The organism is Clostridium sp. (assembly GCF_036646415.1).
Classification (GTDB): domain Bacteria; phylum Bacillota; class Clostridia; order Clostridiales; family Clostridiaceae; genus Clostridium_J.
This window is the reverse complement of sequence record NZ_JAVXMF010000001.1, coordinates 220331-241257: the sequence shown is the minus strand read 5'-3', so window position 1 is coordinate 241257 and position 20927 is coordinate 220331. Positions and strand designations below refer to the sequence as shown.

The window sequence follows — 20927 nt, the reverse complement described above, 5'->3', positions numbered from 1 at the left end:
TTGAAGCTAGATTTAATAGTTGAAGCAATTGAAATTAATTTTAATTGTTTTAACTATATAAATAGTAAGGAGAAACACAATGGATGGAACTAAAAGAGCAGACGTTAAAATAGGATTAAAGGTCTTAGTGGTAAAGAAAGAGGACCAACGTACAGGAAAGTTAACTGAGGGAAAAGTTAAGAGGTTACTAACTAATTCAGCAGTGCATCATAGAGGCATTAAGGTAATGCTTGAGGATGGAGTAGTTGGAAGAGTTCAGAAGATAGTAGAATAAGAATGTTATAAGATAAGCCAAGGTGAAACACATCACCTTGGCTTATTGTTATTTTAGGTATCCTTTAATTAAATCTTTAATTTCCGTGTTATCTTCTATAAATGCAATAATGGATTCTATAGCTGGTTGCTTGTATCTATGATTTATGCTTAAAACATATAGACAAACATCTATATCGGGAATATAATATAGATAAAACATAGATGTTTAATGACACTATAATATTTGAGGTGAATTTATATGAAATATGGATATTCTGAATATGTACAAATGTTTAAGGGCTTAGCAGATGAAACTAGATTAAAGATTGTTAAGATGCTTACAGAGGAAGATGAGTTATGTGCATGTAAAATTCTTGAGAATTTCAATGTTACACAACCAACTCTTTCTTATCATATGAAAATTTTAATTGATAGTGGACTTGTGCTAGGAAATAAAGAAGGCTCATGGATGCACCATAGAATAAATGCTGAAAGAGTTGGGGAACTTAGAGAGTTTTTAAAATTTACTTCGTAAGTTTTAGTTAGCTTTTTAGAAGTTTTCACTGTAATTATTAATGATAAAAAAGGTGGGGTTAACATGGGAGAAAAAACTAATTTATATGTATTAACGGGTTTTTTAGGTTCAGGAAAAACTACAGTACTTTTAAGACTTCTTGATTTATTAAAAGAAGAAAGAGTTGGAGTTATTCAAAATGAATTTGGAAAACTAGGAATTGATGGAGAAATACTTAGAAAAGACAATATTGAAATGGTGGAAATCAATAGAGGTTCAATATTCTGTTCTTGTTTAAAGCTATCCTTTGCTCAAGCTTTAGCTGAAATGGGAAAACAAAACTTAAAGTATTTATTTGTAGAGAGCTCAGGGCTAGCAGATCCTTCAAATGTGGAGGAAATACTAGACGGGGTTAAGGTTTTGGCAAGAGATGTATACGATTTAAAGGGTGTTTTATGCTTAATCGATGGAGTGAATTTCCTAGAACAGCTTGAAGATTTAGAAACAGTTAATCGTCAATTAAAGCATTGTCATATGGCTATTTTAAATAAGGTGGATTTAATTAGTGAAGAGAAATTACAAAGGGTAATTGAAGAAATTAGAAAAATAAATCCAGCTTGTGATATAGTAACCTGTTCCTTTGGAAAATTTTCTATGGATTTCTTAAGTGAAGATTTGTTAAAGAATCAATGGGCTGAAGGTGAAGAAAGTACAAATAGTCCAGATACTAAGCCTAATAGCTTTACTATGAAGTTTAATGGAAATGTTAAAAAGGACAAATTAGAAGAGTTTTTAAATACTATAAAAGGTAGCAGTTATAGAATAAAAGGATTCTTCAAGTTAGAAGAAGGTTGGCATCAAGTTGATGTTGTTGGTAAAAATATTGATTATAAGCCATGTGAAGAAAAGGATATTTCCCACATGATATTTATATCTAAAATAGGTCCTAAAATAATAAAACCTATAATGGATAATTGGAATGAAATCATAGGAGAAAAAATGGAATTAAGAAATTAGCGGTGACTATTCAGCGATTTAATATATATTAATAAGATTACGGGGGTAGAATGCTATGGAAATTAAAATTCTTGGAGAAGGATGCTCAAAGTGTACTAAGCTTTATGACAATACAGTAGAGGCTGTAAAAGAGCTTGGCATAGAAGCTGATATTATTAAGGTGGAAGGTTTAATGGATATAATAGCTCTTGGCATTATGACTACACCAACAATAATGGTGGATGGAAAGGCAAAAGCCATGGGTCAAGTTTTATCTACAAAACAAATTGTGAAGATTCTTAAGGCTGATATTTAGTTGAAGAAGGAGCAGGTAATATGGTAGTAAAAGCATCCTGTTGAGGAGGGACTGGAAATTCTTCTAGGGTAGTAGAGACGGATTTTTTATGTCCTGTATGTAAAGGGAAGTGCAAAGAAGTTAAGGGTATAACAGTTAAGCATCTTGTATTTGATGAACTTAAAGATAGAGTATTAGGGGTTAGCTATAGAATATGCTTAAATCATAATTGTAATGTTGTTTACTGTAATACGGAAAATTATACTATATTTACAAAAGAAAATATTAGGGTGCCTATTTGGTTTAAGCAAGATGCTGATCCTAAGTATATATGCTATTGCAACAAGGTAACAGAGCAAGAGATCATTGATGCTGTAATTAATAAAGGTGCAAAGGATATGAAGGATATTATTAGACTTACAGGAGCAATGAAAAATGCAAGATGTGAGGTTAATAATCCCCTTGGAAAGTGTTGTGGTTCAGTTATTCAGGAAACCATAGATAAAGCATTGAGTATTAAGTAATAAATTATTACGTGAATAAAATAATATAAATGAAAATATTCATTAGTATTTCAAATAAGGAATACTAGTGGATATTTTTTAATTTTATATGCATTAAATTATTATCACTAATTTTAAAACTGAACTTAGAGGGAATTAAAGAACAGTAATTTATTAAAAAATTTGAAATACATATAGACAAATATCTATATGATGCATATAATAAGCATATAGAGAGTTATCTATATCTTTAATGAAGTGGTAGGAGTTGAGATTATGAATGTATTAATTGGAATATGGAATTTTTTTCAGAACCAAATTCTTGGAATGAAGTGGTTAAATAAACTTATAGGTTCGGGATTATCATCACTGGGACTTGATATTACAACTAGAGTAGGTGGAAGTGTACAGTTTTTTCTATATGATACAGTAAAAATAATGATTTTATTATCAGCATTGATTTTTTTAGTGTCATATATACAAAGTTATTTTCCACCGGAGAGAACTAAAAAAATCATAGGGAAATTTAAAGGGGTAAAGGCTAACATAGTTGGAGCATTGCTTGGAACTTTGACACCATTTTGTTCATGCTCATCTATTCCACTTTTTATAGGATTTACTAATGCAGGACTTCCAGTGGGGGTTACCTTCTCATTTTTAATTTCATCACCACTAGTGGATATTGCAGCTTTTTTACTTCTAACTAGTATATTTGGAATTAAGATTGCATTAGCATATGTAATAGTAGGAATAATATTAGCTGTTATTGGTGGAAGCTTAATCGATAAATTAGGTATGGAAGATTATATAGAGCAATATATAAAAACAGGAAATTCCATTGATATTGAAGCACCTGAACTTACTAAAAAAGATAGAATTATCTTTGCTAAAGAACAGATGCTTTTCACTATAAAAAAGGTATGGCTTTATGTTTTAATTGGAGTTGGAATTGGAGCAATAATTCACAACTGGATACCAGCAGAGGTTATTCAAAGTATATTAGGTGAAAATAATCCATTCTCTGTATTACTTGCAACAGCTGTTGGTATACCAATGTATGCTGATATATTTGGTACTCTTCCAGTGGCAGAAGCATTATTCTTTAAAGGGGTAGGTGTAGGAACAGTATTAGCATTTATGATGAGCGTAACAGCACTATCTCTTCCATCTATCATTATGCTTAGAAAAGCTGTAAAACCAAAACTGTTAGCAGCTTTTGTAGGAATAGTTAGTGTGGGGATTATCATTATTGGATACGTATTTAATTTCTTTGGTTATTTATTTATATAGCTATATTTTATATGAGTGTTGGTTATGGCATCATATTATCCTCGCTAAACCGTTTCGGAATCTTGATTTACTAAATGCTCTGCTCAGGATAAAATCTAAAATACAACAACTCGCATACGCTCAAACAGGTTGTATTTCTTAATGATTTTAACCATCCCATAGCTTAAGTAAATTCAAGAACCCTGCAAATGGTATTGAGCTCAGATAATATTGATACCAATTTCAACAGTATTGTAGAATAGAGCGATTCATATAAGGAGGATTTATTATGAAAATTATTGTTTTAGGAGCATGTTGTAAAAAAAGTGCTGAGATGTTTGAAAATACTAAGGTTGCAGTTCAACAAATGAATTTGGGTGTTGAAGTAGAGAACACCGGAGATATACTGATGATAGCAAAGTATGGAGTGATGCAAACACCGGCTTTGGTGGTAGATAATAAGGTTTTATCCTATGGCAAACTTTTATCTCCAGATCAGATTATTACATTAATAAAAAAAGTTATAGATAAATAGAGATGAGTAAAGATAAGTAGTTAGATGAAAATTTAGCTGCTTGTTTTTTATTTGCATAAATAAAATTACGGATAAATTATTGATACATAGAAGAAAATAAATATATAAGATATTATCTATTCAAATTAAGTATACTGTATTGACATTACATAGATGATGGTCTATATTCAATATATAGATGGTTATCTATGTTAGGGGCGATTTTATGAATATGAATTATGAAAATAAAGCGAAAATTATTAAGGCATTATCTGATCCAAGTAGGTTAAAAATAATAGATATATTATCTTGTGGAGAGCAATGTGCTTGTGACATATTAGAGCATTTTGATTTTACACAACCAACCCTTTCACACCACATGAAGGTTTTGAGTGATTGTGAACTTGTGGAAGTTAGAAAAGAGGGATTATGGAATTATTATTATCTAAACAATAAAAATTGTAATAACTTAGTACTATTTTTAATGAATCTTATAACAGATACAGAAGATTGTATTTGTAAAGATAAATCAAGTTGTGGATGCAAATAAAGTAATAAGCATAAATAAAAAGAAGAATGTGTTAAAAAGTAATTTGAAGCAAATTAGTACATTAGGTTAATTTATATAATAATCAACTTAATGTACTTGATATAAGTATATTAAGAGAATGGAGGGATTTTATTATGAAACTAAAGGTAGCATTTATCTGTGTTCACAACTCTTGTAGATCACAGATGGCAGAAGCTTTTGGAAAACTATATGCCAGTGAAGTGTTTGAAAGTTACTCTGCAGGTACTGAACTTCGATCACAAATAAATCAAGATGCAGTAAGAATAATAAAGGATTTATATAATGTGGATATGAATGAAACACATAAGTCAAAGCTTTTGCAGGACATTCCAGGCGTTGATATAGTTATAAAAATGGGATGTAACGTGGTATGTCCATATCTTCCAGGAAAACATATTGAAGATTGGGGATTAGAAGATCCAAGTGGAAAGTCAGATGAAGAGTTTATAAAAACTGCAAGATACATTGAGGAGAAGGTTAAAGATTTAGCTAAAAGAATTGAAAATAATGAAATAAAATTATAGGAGGATTTTATGGAAGGTAATAAAGAAAATAAAGGTAAAGGGCTAGGATCCTTTGAAAAATACTTAACATTATGGGTAGCAGCTTGTATTGTAGTAGGAATACTTATTGGTCAGGTTTTACCTATTATACCAGAGACTTTAGGAAAATTTGAATACTATAATGTATCAATACCAGTGGCTATACTTATATGGCTTATGATATACCCAATGATGCTTAAAATAGATTTTTCAAGTATTATTAATGCTACTAAAAAACCAAAGGGACTTATAGTAACTTGTGTAACAAATTGGCTTATAAAACCCTTTACTATGTATGCAATTTCAGCATTTTTCTTTTTTATTGTGTTTAAAAACTTTATAACACCAGATTTAGCTAAGGAATATTTAGCTGGAGCGGTACTTTTAGGAGCTGCACCATGTACAGCAATGGTATTTGTATGGAGTCACTTAACTAAGGGAGACCCAGCATATACTTTAGTGCAGGTTGCAATTAATGACTTGATAATATTAGTTGCATTTGCACCTGTAGTTGCCTTTTTATTAGGAATTGGTGATGTTTCAATACCGATGGAAACATTATTATTATCAACAGTATTATTCGTAGTAATACCACTGGGACTTGGGTTTATAACAAGAACTTTAGTTATAAAGAAAAAAGGACTTAAGTATTTTAATAATGAATTCTTAAAGAAATTTGACAATATAACAATAATTGGACTATTGTTAACTCTAGTAATCTTATTCTCTTTCCAAGGGGATAAGATATTAGAAAATCCACTTCATATATTATTAATAGCAATACCACTTACAATTCAAACTTTCTTAATATTTGGGGTTGCGTATCTTTGGTGTAAACTTTGGAAATTGCCACACTCTATAGCTGCACCAGCTGGAATGATAGGAGCAAGTAACTTCTTTGAACTTGCAGTAGCAGTTGCTATATCTCTGTTTGGACTACAATCAGGAGCAGCATTAGCAACCGTAGTTGGAGTACTTGTAGAAGTGCCAGTGATGCTAGCTTTGGTTAGAATTGCAAATAGAACTAAAGGGTGGTTTTCTACGGAAAAAGGCAGTGGAAAATAGATGAAAGTAGGATTAGGAAATAAAGGTCTAGTGAAAGTGCTAATTAAATTTTGACTATAAAAAATAAAAAGTATTATTTACAGTAACATCTGTTACGTATTTTCCAGAAAGAATATAGTATACTTGTTATTGTAAGGTAAAGATATCAAATGATAAATAAATAAATTATTAAATATATTTGTTTATTAGAGTAATTCAATAGAATATAGGTTAAATTAATTAAAACTACTAATAAATAAGATTTAAATTTAAGGAGGAAAAAGATATGATAACTAAGGAAATGACAATTGGTGAAGCAATAAGAGAAAAGGCTAGTGCAGCAGAAGTTTTAATGGGGTTTGGTATGGGATGTGTTGGATGTCCATCAGCTCAAGCAGAAACTATTGAAGAAGCTGCTCAAGTACATGGATTAGAGCTAAAAGAACTATTAGAAGCACTAAACAAATAAACAAATAAACAAATAAACAAACAAACAAATAAACAAATAAATAAATTTGCAACTTATAAAAGTGAGGCTATCTTAATGTGATTTTCAAAGTCATTTTAAATAGCCTTATTTTTATTTGGTAACATATGTTACTGACTAAATCAGAGCGTTTTAGTATACTTTCAATTGTAGAGGAAATTAAATGAAAGTAAGAACTTGAAAAATATAATTATAATTAAGAATAAAAGTGTAAATAAATACTAGGAGGAAAGAAAAATGAGTGCATATTTAGGGAAAATACATTATTGGTTATTTAGTAAAATACAATGGTTTGAAGGATTGGAGCAGGAGATAATAAATCTTGCCAAGGAAGAAGGCCTTGATATAGAGGTGCTGTCTAAGGAAATTAATGAGAAATATGGACAAAAGCTACCTAAATTACCACTAGAAGATATGATAGATACAGGGAATATTCATGGTTGGTTGCAAGAAAAAATACATTCTGCAGAGGGTAGAATGGCTGCATGGTCTACTGAGGTTATTAAGAATAATGGAAAAGCTACTTCTAAGATGGAGAACATTTATATTATGCAGGGTATAAAAGCTGCGAAGGAAGTAAAAGAAAAGGGTGTTGAAACTACAACTGCTACAGATATATTTAATAGCATTAATGATTATATTCTAGATGGAATGCCATGTGATAGAGTAAATGAAGTAATTACTTCAGATGAAAACATGGTGGAGTGGAAGAGAAGAATTTGTGTTCACAAAGATATATGGACAGCAGAGGGTGGAGATGTAAATAACTTCTATGATCTAAGAAGTTTATGGATAAAGGCTTTTGTAAATGAGATTAGTGGAAGTTTTCAATACGTTGAAAGAGAATCTGGCATAATGTCAGTAGAAAGAAGATAGGGGGTATAGAAAATGAAAGCGATAGATTTAATGATGGAAGAGCATAAATATATAAAACGCATGCTTACGGTGGTGAGAAGTGCATGTTTTAAAGTATTTCAAGGTGAAGAGGTAAATTATGACGATTTTTACTTAATGATAGATTTTATTAGAAACTATGCAGATGCACATCATCATAAAAAAGAAGAGGTAATACTTTTTAGTAGAATGGTTGAGGAGCTTGGAACTATAGCTGAGAAAACTGTAAAGTATGGTATGTTAGTAGAGCATGACTTAGGAAGACTTCATATTACAAGTCTTAAGGAAGCATTGGAAAGTTTAAAAGCTGGAAATAAGGAAGCTGCTTTAGATGTCATTGCAAATGCTATTTCCTATACTCACCTTTTGGAAAGACATATCGAAAAAGAAGATAAGGTAATTTATAAGTTTGCAGCTAGAGAGTTAAAAGAAGAAATATTAGCTAAGATAGATGAGGAATGTATGGAATTTGAGAATTCCAACACTGATGTAATGGAGAAGTATCTATCAATTTTAGAAAAATTAGAGGGAAAATATAATTAGAGAATATATATGAAGTGGTAGAAGAATCTTTGTATAATATATATAGATTTTACGTTATTTCATTGAATATTAAATTTTTATAATATATAAGAAAGACAGATAATCTGCAAAGGATAATCTGTCTTTCTTATATTTAAAGGGTAGGACATAAAAGGTTTAGTTGGTTAATATTTATGAACAGATATTATAAAAAATCCTGGTCACAAATCTTTTTTAGTGACAGCTAAAATTCCCATTGAAGTTTCCGTTGTTATTTGGCAAACCTTCTGAAGGATAGTAGTTCTCGCTATTTATATTATTATCATCTACATCATCAAGATCAGCAACAACTCTTATGGTACCTGTAAGCATTCCCATCCAGCAGCTGTAGTTTATATCTTTATCTCCAGGAGTGAATTCTATTACATTTTCTCCACTAGATAGGTTCTGTTTAATATTCATGGATGGTATAACAAGCTGATTATTACAGAAGGTAATGCTTTCACCATCAACTATAAATTCAGTAGGTATATCCTTTTGGATATATACTACATTAGGAGAATATCCACTCTGTGTAGCAGAGATTCTTACTATTTGTTTTCCATCTGAAATAACTGCTTTATTAGATGAGCTATTTTGGGTAATAGTTGAATTACTATTTGAACCTATAAATGAAGAGTTTGGCATTAAGTTAAATCCCATTAAAGATAATCCTCGATTTGCCATTATAATACCTAAAATTATAACGATTATTCCGCTAAGTTTTATTAGTTTTTTAGAGTTCTTTTTACTCATAAGGTTAGTTAGCATACCGAAACCTAGCATTAGGGGAATAGTACCTAGTGCAAAGAAGAACATTGAGGTTGCACCAGATATGATACTACCAGAAGCTAAGGCATAAAGCTGCATTGTTTGTAGTGGACCACAAGGCATAAGTCCATTTAATAATCCAATAATAAGAGGACTTTTATTGCTATTATTTGAGTTACAGCTACTCCAAGGTAGTTTAATAGCCAATTTTCTAATGATTTTAAAACCAAACATATTTAATCCCATGATAACCATAAAAGATCCAGCAATAATTGCTATTAAAGCTTGAGCACCTAAGGAAATTGAGAATACCTTACCGATACCACCAATTATACCCCCTAAAACAGTATAGGAGATTAATCTTCCAAGGTTATATAGAAAGGAAGGAATAAATTTGTTTTTAGCTGGAACTAAGTCACTAGTAATACTCTGAGACATCATGATTCCACCACACATACCAACACAGTGAATAGATGTTAAAACTCCAATAACAAAGAGAGCAATATAGCTAACTCTACTACTAAGGATTGATGACATGTCAAAACCACCAGAACTTTGTCCAAGTCTTATTATGACAAATGCTATCACCACTATACCTATTATTGAGAGGAGTTCAGAATTGTTGGTATTACTATTTGTTGTTTCAGCTGCAGTGTAGCCAGATTGTTCAATGGTAGAAACAATAGTAGAATAAGTACATGAAGAGCTGTCGTACTTAACATAAACAGTTCCTTTGATATAACTTGCTTTTACCATTGATATTCCCTTAATTTTTTCTAATTTCTTTTCAATTGTGTTTTCACAGGAACTACACACCATATTATCAACACTTAAAGTTATTGATTTAATTGACAAATTTATCACCCCGTAAATAATATTTTAAATTGTAACTAAAGTATATATTTAAGATGTGTAGATTTTATGTAGGTGTGAACTTCTACATATAATCTACATATGAATTTCTTATAATATGTAGTAAATAAAGAGAAGAGTATCATACTATGCCTAATGTGGAGGATTAAAATTTATGAATATAAATATACTAGTAGTTGAAGACGAGACTAAAATTCTAGAAGTTTTAGAGGCTTATTTAAAAAAGGCTGGCTATGGGGTTATAAAAGCTCTTAGTGGAACAGAAGCTCTTAACAAATATAAACAGTACAATCCGGATTTAATACTATTAGATTTAATGCTACCGGACATTTCAGGAGAAAGAATTTGTGAAGAGATAAGAAAGGAATCGGAAGTACCTATAATAATGCTTACAGCTAAGGTAGAGGAAGAAAATATTTTAGGTGGATTTTCCTTGGGCACAGATGATTATATTACAAAGCCATTTAGCCCGAAACAAGTAGTAGCTAGGGTGAATGCTGTTTTAAAGAGAACTTCAAACTATAAAAGGAGCAATATAGTATCATTTAATAATGGGGATTTGAAAATAAATCCAGAGACCTATGAAGTAATTAAAAATAATGAAGTTGTGGAATTAACACCTTCAGAGTTTAAGATACTTTTAATTCTTTCAGAGAATCCTAAAAAGGTATTCACTAGAGGAGAATTATTGGATAGAGCCTTAAGCGATGCCATGGATGTTTATGATAGAATAATAGATTCTCATGTAAAGAATCTAAGAAGTAAGATAGAGGATAACAGTAGGAATCCTAGGTATATTTTAACAGTCCATGGCATTGGATATAAGTTTGGTGGTGAATAACTTGAAAAAATTAAAAAATAGGTTAACTATAACCTTTATAATGTTTTCCCTTGGGATAATATTTTTAATTAGCTTTGCTTCACATGTTTTTATGGAGAAAAATTTTAATGAATACTTAGAAAACAGTATAGTTGAAAGAAAGAATGCATTGGTTAAGGATATATCTAATACCTATAAAAATGGGGAGTGGGATAAAAATGCTATAGAAGATATAGTTGTCAAGGCTATAGACAACGGACTTATACTAAATATTACTGATGAGTATGGAAGTGTAATATGGAGTGCTAGAACTCAGAATAGTGTAATGTGTGATGCTATGATGGAAAAAATGGACTCAAATATGAATACTATAAATCCAGGTTTTCAAGGGGAGTATACTGTGGACACTTATGAGTTGAAAGCAGATGAGGTTATAAAAGGAATATTAGAGATTGGACACTATGGACCGTTTTATTACAATGATTCTGATGTAGGATTTTTTAATACTTTAAATAATATATTAATCTTAGTTGGAATCTTTTCCTTAGGGATTTCTATTTTTATAGGGATGTTAATCTCATCGTCAATTAGTAAACCTATATTAAGCGTGGTTAAAGCCACTAATTTAATTGCTACAGGACAATATAAGAGTAAAATCCAAGAGAAAAGTAATGTAGAAGAAATAAATGAAATGATCAATTCAGTAAATAAGCTGGCAACCAGTTTAGATGAGGAAGAAAAAATAAGGAGAATTTTAACTAAGGATATATCCCATGAACTCAGAACCCCTTTAACTACTATACAAGGGCAGGTGGAAGCTTTAATTGATGGTATTTGGGAACCAAGTGAAAAGAGACTTCAGAGTATCCATGAAGAGGTATTAAGGCTGGGTAGACTAGTTGGTTCCTTAGAACATTTATCTAGATATGAAAGTGAAGATTTAGTGTTAGATAAGATTAACACTAATATTGATGAATTAATAAGGATGATTATCATTAATTTCGAAAAGCAGTTACATGATAAGAGGATTAAGTTAGAATTAAAATTAGATACCTGTAAAGCAAATATAGATAAAGATAAGATAACTCAAGCAGTTGTAAATATTATTTCAAATAGTATTAAGTATACTGATGCAGGGGGATCATTAAATGTAACATGCCTTGAAACAGATTCTTTTGCTATTATTTCTGTGAAGGATAATGGAAGAGGAATATCTGAAGAGCATATACCATATATTTTTGAAAGATTTTATAGAGTAGATGAATCAAGAGCAAGAGCAACAGGTGGAGCAGGTATTGGACTTACAATTTCTAAGGCAATAGTTGAGGCTCATGGAGGAACAATTAGTGTTGAAAGTAAGATAGATGAAGGAACGGAGTTTATTATAGAAATACCTAAATAAATATTATAAAGAGGCTGTGTAAAAAGTGAAGTGCACCCCAAATGTTAGACCTATGTTACAATCATATTATACATTTGGAGGTGTACTTTTCTATGGGAAAATATTTTGATGAATTTAAGATGCAAGTAGTTAGGGTAAATTTTTAGAGCAATGTTTAAGATGACTTCCCTATGAAAATTAACACTTCAATCCGTACTTTCCGGATACGGGGCAACGGAACATTGGAAGGTGTGGTGGACAATAGGTGAAAAGATAAAATACAAAAGTTGCACCTATTAGGGCGTAAATTGATATAGTGTTAAAAATATTTGGAAGTGGATCTAGTAACATTATGTTATAGCTAACTAATAAGCCAAGTATAATACTAATTTCAAAGATAATTAAATCCCCTAGCAAGTCATGTTCACCAAAGAGTTTTATAGATCCATAATACATCAATACCATTGAAATAGTTGTTATAAAAGCACTAATAGTCTTAGCTACTAAAAAGTTGTTTGCATATTTACCAATAAAAAAATATTCTATGATAGCAAATATCAAAGGTGCCCAAAATGTTAACTTACAGTGTTCCCATATGCTTTCGTTAACAGCGAAGATTCCAGATAGTGGTGTGAATTTATCCGTCATTTCATAGCCAAAGTGAATTAATGCACCTATAAGAAAAATCATAATTGCTCCAATGCATTCCCACATAAGTAGTGTAGATTTCATAGAAGTATCTCTCCTTAATTATTAGTTCATATTACAATATTTGTAATATGTTAATATATATGAAATATAAACACATAATATATTAGGAAGTGTATAATAATAGTTAAGATATTATTAAAAAAGTTGCACCAATTACTTATATTATAGAAAAAATGTTATAATATAAGTATAAATAAAAATAGGAAAGATAGGTGGATTAAATTATGAAATATGAAAAAATATCATTACCTTATGAATACAATGGATTGGAGCCATATATTGATGCTTTAACAGTGGAAACACACTATGCAAAACATTTACAAACTTACGTTACCAATCTTAATAAATTACTTGAAGGCCATGAGAGTTTTACAGAAGGTAAAACATTAGAGGAAATATTAACAAACTTAGATAGTATTCCAAAAGAAATCCGTCAAGGAGTTATAAATCAAGGCGGAGGAGTTTCAAATCATAACTTTTATTTCAGTATTTTAACTCCAAATGGAAAAGCAAAATCAGAGGGAGATTTGTTTAAACAAATTGAAAAGGATTTTGGAAGCTTTGACAATATGAAAGAAGCTGTTTCAAAAGCTGCTATAGGACAATTTGGTTCAGGATGGAGCTGGCTTGTTATGAATGAAGCTGGAAACCTAGAAGTTATTACTACATCAAATCAAGACTCACCATTAAGCATTGGTAAAAAACCACTTCTAACAATAGATGTTTGGGAGCATGCTTACTATCTTAAATATAAAAATTTAAGAGGTGATTATGTAAATAACATATGGAACTTATTTAATTGGGATAAGATTGAAGAAGTATATAAAAATTATATAGGATAATATATTTTAATATAACTTTTCAAGTTATACTATTGAAGATTTTAACTTTTACATTGAAGCTAATTTAAAGAAGCATCTAAAGTTAGCATAATTATATAAAATTTAGTAATAGAAATTAAAGTGTAGCCAGAGAAGAAGTTCTTTGGCTACTTTTATTATTAAATTTAAAAAAGTTTTCAATACCTATTGTGTATGGCACAGTACTATGTTATCATAGATTTATGAGTACTATGTAAAACGTAGTACTAAATTTAAAGGGACTACTGTGTGTTACATAGTATGCCAAAATAATTTTTAAATTAGGAACTTTAAACTATAAATAATAATAAATTATGGTGTATTAAGACAATTTAGGGTTAGGTTTAACTAGGAAATTAAAAATTAAATAAAGGAGGTATCACCATGAGTACACAACTAAGGAAGGGCGTAATTGAAATATGTGTTCTTACACTTATTAACAATAATGATATGTATGGATATGAAATTGTTGATAACATTTCAAGAGTTATGTCAGTAAAGGAAAGCACAATTTATCCATTACTTAGAAGACTTACAGCAGAAGGAAATTTTGAGACTTATATGGTTAAGTCTGAAGGTGGTCCAGATAGAAAATATTATAGAATAACTCCGTATGGAAAGGGAAATCTGAGGATTCTAGTTAAGGAATGGGATGAATTTGTAAGGGATGTAAATCTAATATTAGAGTGTTATAGGAAGGAGAGAATAAGTAATGAATAAAAACGATTTTTTAGATATACTAAGGGATTATTTAAAGGGAACTTTTAATCAACATGAGATAAATGATATTTTAAGAGACTATGAAGAGTTCTTCCTAAATGGAGAACTTCAAGGGAAAAGTGATGAGGAAATTATAAAAAACTTAGGATCACCTAAGAGTATTGCAAAAGAATTAATAGAAGAGATGAAAGGACAAAGTAAGGCTTCAGCTAGTAGTGGAGAGATGAAGGAGAAAATCTCTAGAAACGCAAAGAATCTTTGGGAAACTGCAAAGGTGCAAGGACGGAAGGCTGGAAACAAAACAAAGGAATTTTTAGATTCTAAATCTGTATTAAATGGAAGGATTTCAGGTGCAGGAGTAAAATTAATCATGGTGATAATATCAGTTATGTTATTCTTTCCAAGCTTAGTTGTTGCTACATCTATGATTGCATGGGGAGTTGGACTTATAGCGATGTCTATAGGAAACTTTGCGGGATATTTGGGAGCTGCAATTCTTATGGGAATTAACCTAGGATTAGGTGTGTTTGGAATATTTGCATGTATAGCATGGACTGGATTTGCAATTCTATTTTGGACTATATATTGCCTAGTATGTAAGGGCATAAAGTACTTAGTAGTTAAATATATTTCATGGATTAAAACTAGAAATATGTATGTAAGAGTTAAAAATCAGCAAACAAATAATAATAATGAAGTTCCGGATATGAAAGAAGAAGCAGAGTCACAAGCCACTATGGAATATAATTATGATGATAGTGAAACTAAGGAAAATACTATTAATTCAAAGGAGTTAAATAAGGAACAAGAGTTTATTGCGGGAAACACTGTGCCTAAAGTTTTAGAGAGTGGTGAAGAAGCAGAGAGTATTAATGGTGAATTAACTCATGTTATAGATGTAGAATATGAAGAGAAAAATAAGAAGAATGAGGAGGATGGAACTCATGAATAGATGGAAGAAATCACTTATAGTAGCTGCTGTTTTTCTTGGAGTTGGGATCATTGGTTCTATAGTAAGTGGAATTTATATGGCTCCTAGGGTTATTAATGAAATTTATAGGGTTCAAAGAGAAGTAGCAAATGCAGATGTAAGTGAAAGAGAAGTTTTTACAACAGCTGAAGAAATCCAATCTATTAATATTGAATCATTGAAAGAACAAGGTTTTGATGTAGAGGTTGTACCATCTACAGATGGAAATACCACAGTTAAAGTTAATGAATACATGGAAAATAACATGAAGGTTGAAAGTACCTATAATGAAGAGAAAAAGGAATTAACTGTAGTTGGAGAAAGATCAATATATAATTTGTTTGAGGGTGAGACTCTTAAGGGATTATTTGAGAATGGCTATGATGCTGTTATATCTACTCTTGTAGAGGAAAGAAACGATAATAGTCAAATAATTATAGAAGTACCAAAGGCTGTGGATATTAACTTTCAAGCTCATTATTATGCAAACTTAATAGTAAATGATAATGCTGTATTAAAGGATAATTTAACCCTTAATAGTGGAAATGGATATGTTAGCTTACCAGCTTATAATACTCTTAAGAATATAACTATAAAAACTAATGATTATGTTGAAATGGATTTAAGAGAGTTAATTAATGCAGAGAATGTGAATATATCAGCTAGAAGTATACAGGTTACTTCTAAAGGGTTTGAAAAGGAATATATTGAAGCTGCCAAATTACCAGGTAGTGTTATACTTAGTGGAAGAAATATAGAGATTAAGTCTTATATGCCAATAGGAAAAGATGTTAAGTTAGATGGAGATTACATCAATTATCAAACTAACTTTAGGGATTACGGAATGAATGTTAATATAGAGGGGAACTCACAGAATGTTTATTTTCATGGCGAAGAATTTGAAAATCAATATGACTTAAGTAACTTTAGAGGGAATTATTCTGGTTATATTGGAAGAGGAGAAAATAAAGACTTTAATTTAAAAGTATCTAGGTTTTCTAACTGCGAATTTCAGCATGTATATCCAGAAGAATTAGAAAAAGAAGTATATTAGTGTAGCATAAGTGTGAGGTTAATAGCAAATTATGAAATTGAATAAAAGCTAAAGGTGTAATCTATACTAAAAGTAAAAACACCAATGATATTTATAACTAATAATTCAAAGTAATTGTTAAAAAAGTCAGTGATAACACAAAATCACTGACTTTTTTTGACAATGTTTTTGCTGATGATATGTTACAATTATGTAAATATATTATAAAATTCTATGGATTAGGGTGGGGTAATATGGGATATAGTAAAAAGGTATTAATTGTTACTATCATAGTTATTATAGGAGCTTGGATTTTTAATGTATATAAGTTTTCACAAGTGTCATTGGAGGAACCAGTATTTTTAAAACATTATATTGATAGTACTGAGAACACTGTAGACCTTTTTTATATTGATAATGCATTGAGTAATGCAAGATATGATCATTTCACTATACCTAAAATGAAGAGTGAAGAAAACTGGTTGTTAGAAGAGGATAACAGCTTTTTATGGCCTGATCATCAGTGGCCTTATAAGATAAATAAATTAACTGTAAATTTTAGTGATGTAACTGTGTCAACAGGAGAAGATATGGAGGCAATTTTAGAAAAAGGACAAGTTCATATGTCAGAGATATGTATTTCACCACATAAAGGCAGTGCATTTAATGTGGATGTAGGTGATATATATTTAAGGAAAAGTGATACAGATGAAAATCATTTTTATGAAGAAGTAGATGAAGGTAGTTTTCATCAACATATTGGAACTAAAACATATAAGGCTAATAAAGATATAGAGATAACAGGAGCTCAAGGGGGATTCTTAGATTATATAAATGAAAATTACTATATTTATATTAATAATAAAGATATAGCAAAGAAAGATACCTTTCCAATAAAGGTAGAGTCGGGTAAAAAAATAGAGATACAGTATATAGCTAAGTTAAGTAATAAGGATAGGAAACTTGGAAATGTCAACAAGGCAAGGATTACTCTAAATATTATTGATAAGGATAATAATAAGGATTATATCCACTGTAAAATAGGTGATGGTGAGCCAGAATTTTATGGTAAAGTGGATATGAGAAAACTTATAGAAGAGTTGAAAAATAATCATTAAAGATAATTAAAAGTGGAGTTATATTGAAGTTAAGAGGTGTTTATGTGAATAAAAATTTGAGGTTTATCTTTTGGGGATTAATACTAGTTTTTTTCGATTTTCATATTGGTGTAATAGAAATGCTTCCTAATTTTATAGGATATATTCTAATTTGGAAGGGAGTAGATAAACTTAAAAAACATGATGTTGAATTTGGGAAAAGTGTAATTTATGTACAGATAATGGTAGGTATATCTATAATGCAATTAGGTATGTCTTTGTTTGGATTAGATGGTAGCGTTATAACCATGTCAAATATATGGATTATTGTGTTAGAAGAGGTAGGATTATTAATAACCTTAATTATAATCTACTATATCTTCAAAGGACTTTATAACTTAGAAGAGGCTCGTGTAAACGCTCAATTATATAATAAAGTAAGATTTAGATGGAGGTTTTACTTTTACAGTACAATATCAGCAATAATACTTGAATCCTTTTTGTTAAATTATGAAGTTACATTTACTTTATTACCAATAGCATATTTTTTTTATTTCATAGCAGAGGTTTTAATTCTTTTAATGGTAAGAAAAGAGGGAAAGGAATTTGTTACATTAGTTTAGTAATAAATGCGTTCTGGGATTTTATGTAAAAATTATTTGATTTATTTAAAGAGTATCTATTTAATTTTAATATTATGTCTAAACTTGTTATTTGTAGTGGGATTTTATAAATAAAGATGTTACAATAAGAATTAAAAGAATTAGGGGGATTTGGAGATGGTATCATGGAAATTTTATTAATCATTGCAATCATATTATTGGTTGTAAATATATATTTTACTCTAACTTTAAAAAATACAAGAGTAAGAGGAGATAATGGTAACTTAGAGCAGATTGAGAATAAGTTCTTGCATGTCCAGCAGAAGGTAGAAGAAATTGATAGAGGAATAGAAAAACTTGAGAGAGGATTTAGAGATGAGATTTCAAGAAATAGAGAAGAATCTCGTAAAGGTGAAAAAGAATCTAGAATGGAACTAAATCTTCAAATTCAAAGGTTAAGTGATGCTATTTTAATTAGAATGAGTGAGATAGCAAATCTTCAAAAGAATCAATTAGACACTTATTCAAACACTATGGAGAAGTCACTTAAATCATTCGAGTATCAATTTTCTAAAAGTGTTAATGATTTTAATGAGTTACAAAAGGAAAAGTTTGGTGAGTTATCCCAAAAACAAGGTGAATTACTTAGGTCAACTGAGGATAAGTTGGAAAAAATGAGAGAAACTGTGGATGAAAAGCTTCAAAGTACTTTAGAAAAAAGGCTTGGAGAATCCTTTAAATTAGTAAGCGAAAGATTAGAAGTTGTACATAAAGGACTTGGAGAGATGCAAACCTTAGCTATGGGTGTTGGAGATTTAAAGAAGGTGCTTTCTAATGTTAAAACTAGGGGTACACTTGGAGAAATACAGCTTGGAAGAATTCTAGATCAAATTCTTACTAAGGATCAGTATGATATTAATGTAGCAACAAAAAAGGGATCTAGAGACAATGTAGAGTTTGCAATAAAACTTCCAGGAAGAGACAAGGATGGCGATGTAGTTTATTTACCTATGGATTCAAAATTTCCTTTGGATATGTACCATAATCTAGTGGATGCTTACGAAACTGGAGATCAGAAACTTATTGAGGATGGATATAAAAAATTAGAATCTGCTATAAAAAAATCAGCTAAAGATATTAGAGATAAGTATATAGATCCACCAAACACTACAGATTTTGGAATAATGTTTTTGCCTATTGAAGGTCTATATGCAGAAGTTGTGAAACGTACCAATCTAGTTGAAATACTTCAAAGAGAATACAAGATAAATGTAACAGGACCAACAACATTGGCTGCACTTTTGAATAGCTTACAAATGGGATTTAGAACCCTTGCTATAGAAAAGCGTTCTAGTGAAGTTTGGAATGTACTTGGTGCAGTTAAGACAGAATTTGGTAAATTTGAAGAGGTACTACAGGCTACACAAAAGAAGTTAAATCAAGCAAGTACAGACCTTGATAAGCTAGTAGGCACGAGAACGAAACAAATTAATAAAAAGTTGATGAGTGTGGAAAGTTTAACTAATGATATCACTGACACCTATATAGATATATTTCCTATAGAGGAATAATATAAGAAGTATTTATTATGAGCAAGGTGTTTTTAAAGGGGGCTTTAAGTATGAGCATAATAGAAGAAATTAAAGAAAGACTTTCAATTTTCAAGAATATTTATGATGTGTTAAGAATTATTAATCCCTTAAATAATAAAGTTGTTGTAGTAGAAGGTGACTCTGTAGTTGAAATTCAGGGAGACTGTTATGATATTTGGAAAAGGGATGAAGGGTGTAAAAAGTGTATTTCACATAAGGCATATATAGATAATGATACTGTGATAAAGCTTGAGTATAATGCAGGAAAAATATTCTTGGTAACAGCAACTCCTATAAATATATGTGGAGAAATATATGTGGTGGAGATGATTAAGGATATATCTCAAAGTGGTTTAATTACAAATAAAGATAAAGATTATGAAGAAACCATAGGAGAATTTTTAGAACAGGTAAGAGAGAATACTGTTATGGATGATCTAACGGGAGTTTATAATAGACGGTATATACGAGAGAGATTATCAGAAGATATTAAAAGTGCATTGAAAAATAATTATCCCATGTCAATAATAATGGCAGATATAGATTATTTTAAAGAAATTAATGATACATATGGTCATTCAATGGGTGACAAGGTTCTACAGGACTTTACTTTAATAGCTTCAAAATACATAAGAAACAACACCACAGATTGGATTGCACGCTATGGTGGAGAGGAGTTTCTTATAGTTTTAAATAGTATAGACGAGGAAGATGCACAAATCATTGCAGAGAGAATAAGGGTAAAATTAGAGGAAACTACATTTATTCACAATGGAGAGTCTATTAATATAACGTGTAGTTTTGGAGTCCAAGGACTTAAAGATATGATTCTTAGTATGGAAGAATTAATAGATATGGCAGATAGAAAGCTTTATGAGGCTAAGGAGAATGGAAGAAATAAAACAGTAGGAAGTAATGAGGAAATAGATTAAACATTCTATTAAAACGCATATGAATATAAAAAAAGGTATGAAATTTTTAAATACAAAAATTTCATACCTTTTTGTTATGCCATGTATACCTTTGAGAACATTATGATTATAAGTAGTGTG

Annotated in this window: 24 protein-coding genes and 1 pseudogene; 23 read left to right on the top strand and 2 right to left on the bottom strand. The window is 30.2% G+C overall.

The features are described from left to right. Positions 1-79 precede the first annotated feature (79 nt). From RSD37_RS01000 to RSD37_RS00940, 13 genes and pseudogenes are all read left to right on the top strand, one after another. Positions 80-274 (top strand): YwbE family protein, encoded by a 195-nt coding sequence (locus RSD37_RS01000; RefSeq protein WP_346944828.1) that lies wholly within the window; start codon positions 80-82, stop codon positions 272-274. Between the two features lie 240 nt (positions 275-514). After that, the gene (locus RSD37_RS00995; protein ID WP_346944827.1) at positions 515-790 is read left to right on the top strand and encodes a metalloregulator ArsR/SmtB family transcription factor; all 276 of its coding nucleotides are present in this window, start codon (positions 515-517) and stop codon (positions 788-790) included. 63 nt (positions 791-853) lie between these two features. Beyond that, complete coding sequence (locus RSD37_RS00990) at positions 854-1786, top strand: CobW family GTP-binding protein (protein ID WP_346944826.1); 933 nt, start codon at positions 854-856, stop codon at positions 1784-1786. A 55-nt stretch (positions 1787-1841) separates the two neighbouring features. Next, a complete protein-coding gene (locus RSD37_RS00985; protein WP_346944825.1) occupies positions 1842-2081 on the top strand; it encodes a thioredoxin family protein in 240 nt (79 codons plus the stop codon). Positions 2082-2140: 59 nt separating this feature from the next. Next, positions 2141-2584: pseudogene (locus tag RSD37_RS00980) on the top strand (Csac_0668 family 2Fe-2S cluster-binding (seleno)protein); the annotation flags it as partial. Positions 2585-2839: 255 nt separating this feature from the next. Beyond that, entirely contained in the window at positions 2840-3853 is a 1014-nt protein-coding gene (locus RSD37_RS00975) for a permease (RefSeq protein ID WP_346944824.1), read from the top strand. A 268-nt stretch (positions 3854-4121) separates the two neighbouring features. After that, the gene (locus tag RSD37_RS00970) at positions 4122-4367 is read left to right on the top strand and encodes a thioredoxin family protein (protein WP_346944823.1); all 246 of its coding nucleotides are present in this window, start codon (positions 4122-4124) and stop codon (positions 4365-4367) included. 205 nt (positions 4368-4572) lie between these two features. Next, a complete protein-coding gene (locus tag RSD37_RS00965; RefSeq protein ID WP_346944822.1) occupies positions 4573-4896 on the top strand; it encodes a metalloregulator ArsR/SmtB family transcription factor in 324 nt (107 codons plus the stop codon). Between the two features lie 134 nt (positions 4897-5030). Then, on the top strand, positions 5031-5441 hold the full coding sequence (locus RSD37_RS00960; RefSeq protein WP_346944821.1) for an arsenate reductase ArsC: 411 nt from the start codon (positions 5031-5033) through the stop codon (positions 5439-5441). Between the two features lie 9 nt (positions 5442-5450). Then, positions 5451-6524 (top strand): ACR3 family arsenite efflux transporter, encoded by a 1074-nt coding sequence (arsB, locus tag RSD37_RS00955; protein WP_346944820.1) that lies wholly within the window; start codon positions 5451-5453, stop codon positions 6522-6524. Positions 6525-6789: 265 nt separating this feature from the next. Then, positions 6790-6972 (top strand): DUF1858 domain-containing protein, encoded by a 183-nt coding sequence (locus RSD37_RS00950; protein ID WP_346944819.1) that lies wholly within the window; start codon positions 6790-6792, stop codon positions 6970-6972. Between the two features lie 255 nt (positions 6973-7227). Beyond that, positions 7228-7866 (top strand): hypothetical protein, encoded by a 639-nt coding sequence (locus tag RSD37_RS00945; protein WP_346944818.1) that lies wholly within the window; start codon positions 7228-7230, stop codon positions 7864-7866. 12 nt (positions 7867-7878) lie between these two features. Beyond that, positions 7879-8427, top strand: coding sequence for a hemerythrin domain-containing protein (locus RSD37_RS00940; RefSeq protein ID WP_346944817.1), 549 nt, complete (start codon positions 7879-7881; stop codon positions 8425-8427). 213 nt (positions 8428-8640) lie between these two features. On the opposite strand, the gene RSD37_RS00935 is transcribed toward RSD37_RS00940, so the two are convergent. Continuing rightward, positions 8641-10071, bottom strand: a complete 1431-nt coding sequence (locus tag RSD37_RS00935; protein WP_346944816.1) for a sulfite exporter TauE/SafE family protein — start codon at positions 10069-10071, stop codon at positions 8641-8643. Positions 10072-10243: 172 nt separating this feature from the next. Between RSD37_RS00935 and RSD37_RS00930 the strand changes: the two genes are divergently transcribed. Continuing rightward, positions 10244-10930 carry a response regulator transcription factor gene (locus RSD37_RS00930; RefSeq protein WP_346944815.1) on the top strand — a complete coding sequence of 229 codons (687 nt, stop codon included), beginning with the start codon at positions 10244-10246 and terminating at the stop codon, positions 10928-10930. Position 10931: 1 nt separating this feature from the next. After that, entirely contained in the window at positions 10932-12311 is a 1380-nt protein-coding gene (locus RSD37_RS00925) for an ATP-binding protein (RefSeq protein ID WP_346944814.1), read from the top strand. A gap of 177 nt (positions 12312-12488) precedes the next feature. Here the strand turns inward: RSD37_RS00925 and RSD37_RS00920 are convergent, their stop codons facing one another. Next, positions 12489-13022, bottom strand: a complete 534-nt coding sequence (locus RSD37_RS00920) for a DUF6512 family protein (RefSeq protein WP_346944813.1) — start codon at positions 13020-13022, stop codon at positions 12489-12491. Positions 13023-13225: 203 nt separating this feature from the next. Between RSD37_RS00920 and RSD37_RS00915 the strand changes: the two genes are divergently transcribed. The 8 genes from RSD37_RS00915 (at position 13226) to RSD37_RS00880 (ending at position 20807) form a co-directional block, all read left to right on the top strand. After that, entirely contained in the window at positions 13226-13843 is a 618-nt protein-coding gene (locus tag RSD37_RS00915) for a superoxide dismutase (RefSeq protein ID WP_346944812.1), read from the top strand. A 402-nt stretch (positions 13844-14245) separates the two neighbouring features. Continuing rightward, positions 14246-14581, top strand: a complete 336-nt coding sequence (locus tag RSD37_RS00910) for a PadR family transcriptional regulator (protein WP_346944811.1) — start codon at positions 14246-14248, stop codon at positions 14579-14581. After that, the gene (locus tag RSD37_RS00905; protein WP_346944810.1) at positions 14574-15533 is read left to right on the top strand and encodes a DUF1700 domain-containing protein; all 960 of its coding nucleotides are present in this window, start codon (positions 14574-14576) and stop codon (positions 15531-15533) included. Before RSD37_RS00910 ends, RSD37_RS00905 begins: the two co-directional genes overlap by 8 nt. Beyond that, the gene (locus RSD37_RS00900) at positions 15526-16605 is read left to right on the top strand and encodes a hypothetical protein (protein WP_346944809.1); all 1080 of its coding nucleotides are present in this window, start codon (positions 15526-15528) and stop codon (positions 16603-16605) included. The genes RSD37_RS00905 and RSD37_RS00900 overlap by 8 nt, the downstream gene beginning before the upstream one ends. A 233-nt stretch (positions 16606-16838) precedes the next feature. Further along, positions 16839-17702, top strand: coding sequence for a hypothetical protein (locus tag RSD37_RS00895; RefSeq protein WP_346944808.1), 864 nt, complete (start codon positions 16839-16841; stop codon positions 17700-17702). A 44-nt stretch (positions 17703-17746) separates the two neighbouring features. Further along, positions 17747-18304 (top strand): hypothetical protein, encoded by a 558-nt coding sequence (locus RSD37_RS00890; protein ID WP_346944807.1) that lies wholly within the window; start codon positions 17747-17749, stop codon positions 18302-18304. 164 nt (positions 18305-18468) lie between these two features. Next, complete coding sequence (rmuC, locus tag RSD37_RS00885; RefSeq protein WP_346944806.1) at positions 18469-19854, top strand: DNA recombination protein RmuC; 1386 nt, start codon at positions 18469-18471, stop codon at positions 19852-19854. A gap of 50 nt (positions 19855-19904) precedes the next feature. Then, entirely contained in the window at positions 19905-20807 is a 903-nt protein-coding gene (locus RSD37_RS00880) for a GGDEF domain-containing protein (RefSeq protein ID WP_346944805.1), read from the top strand. Positions 20808-20927 lie beyond the last annotated feature (120 nt).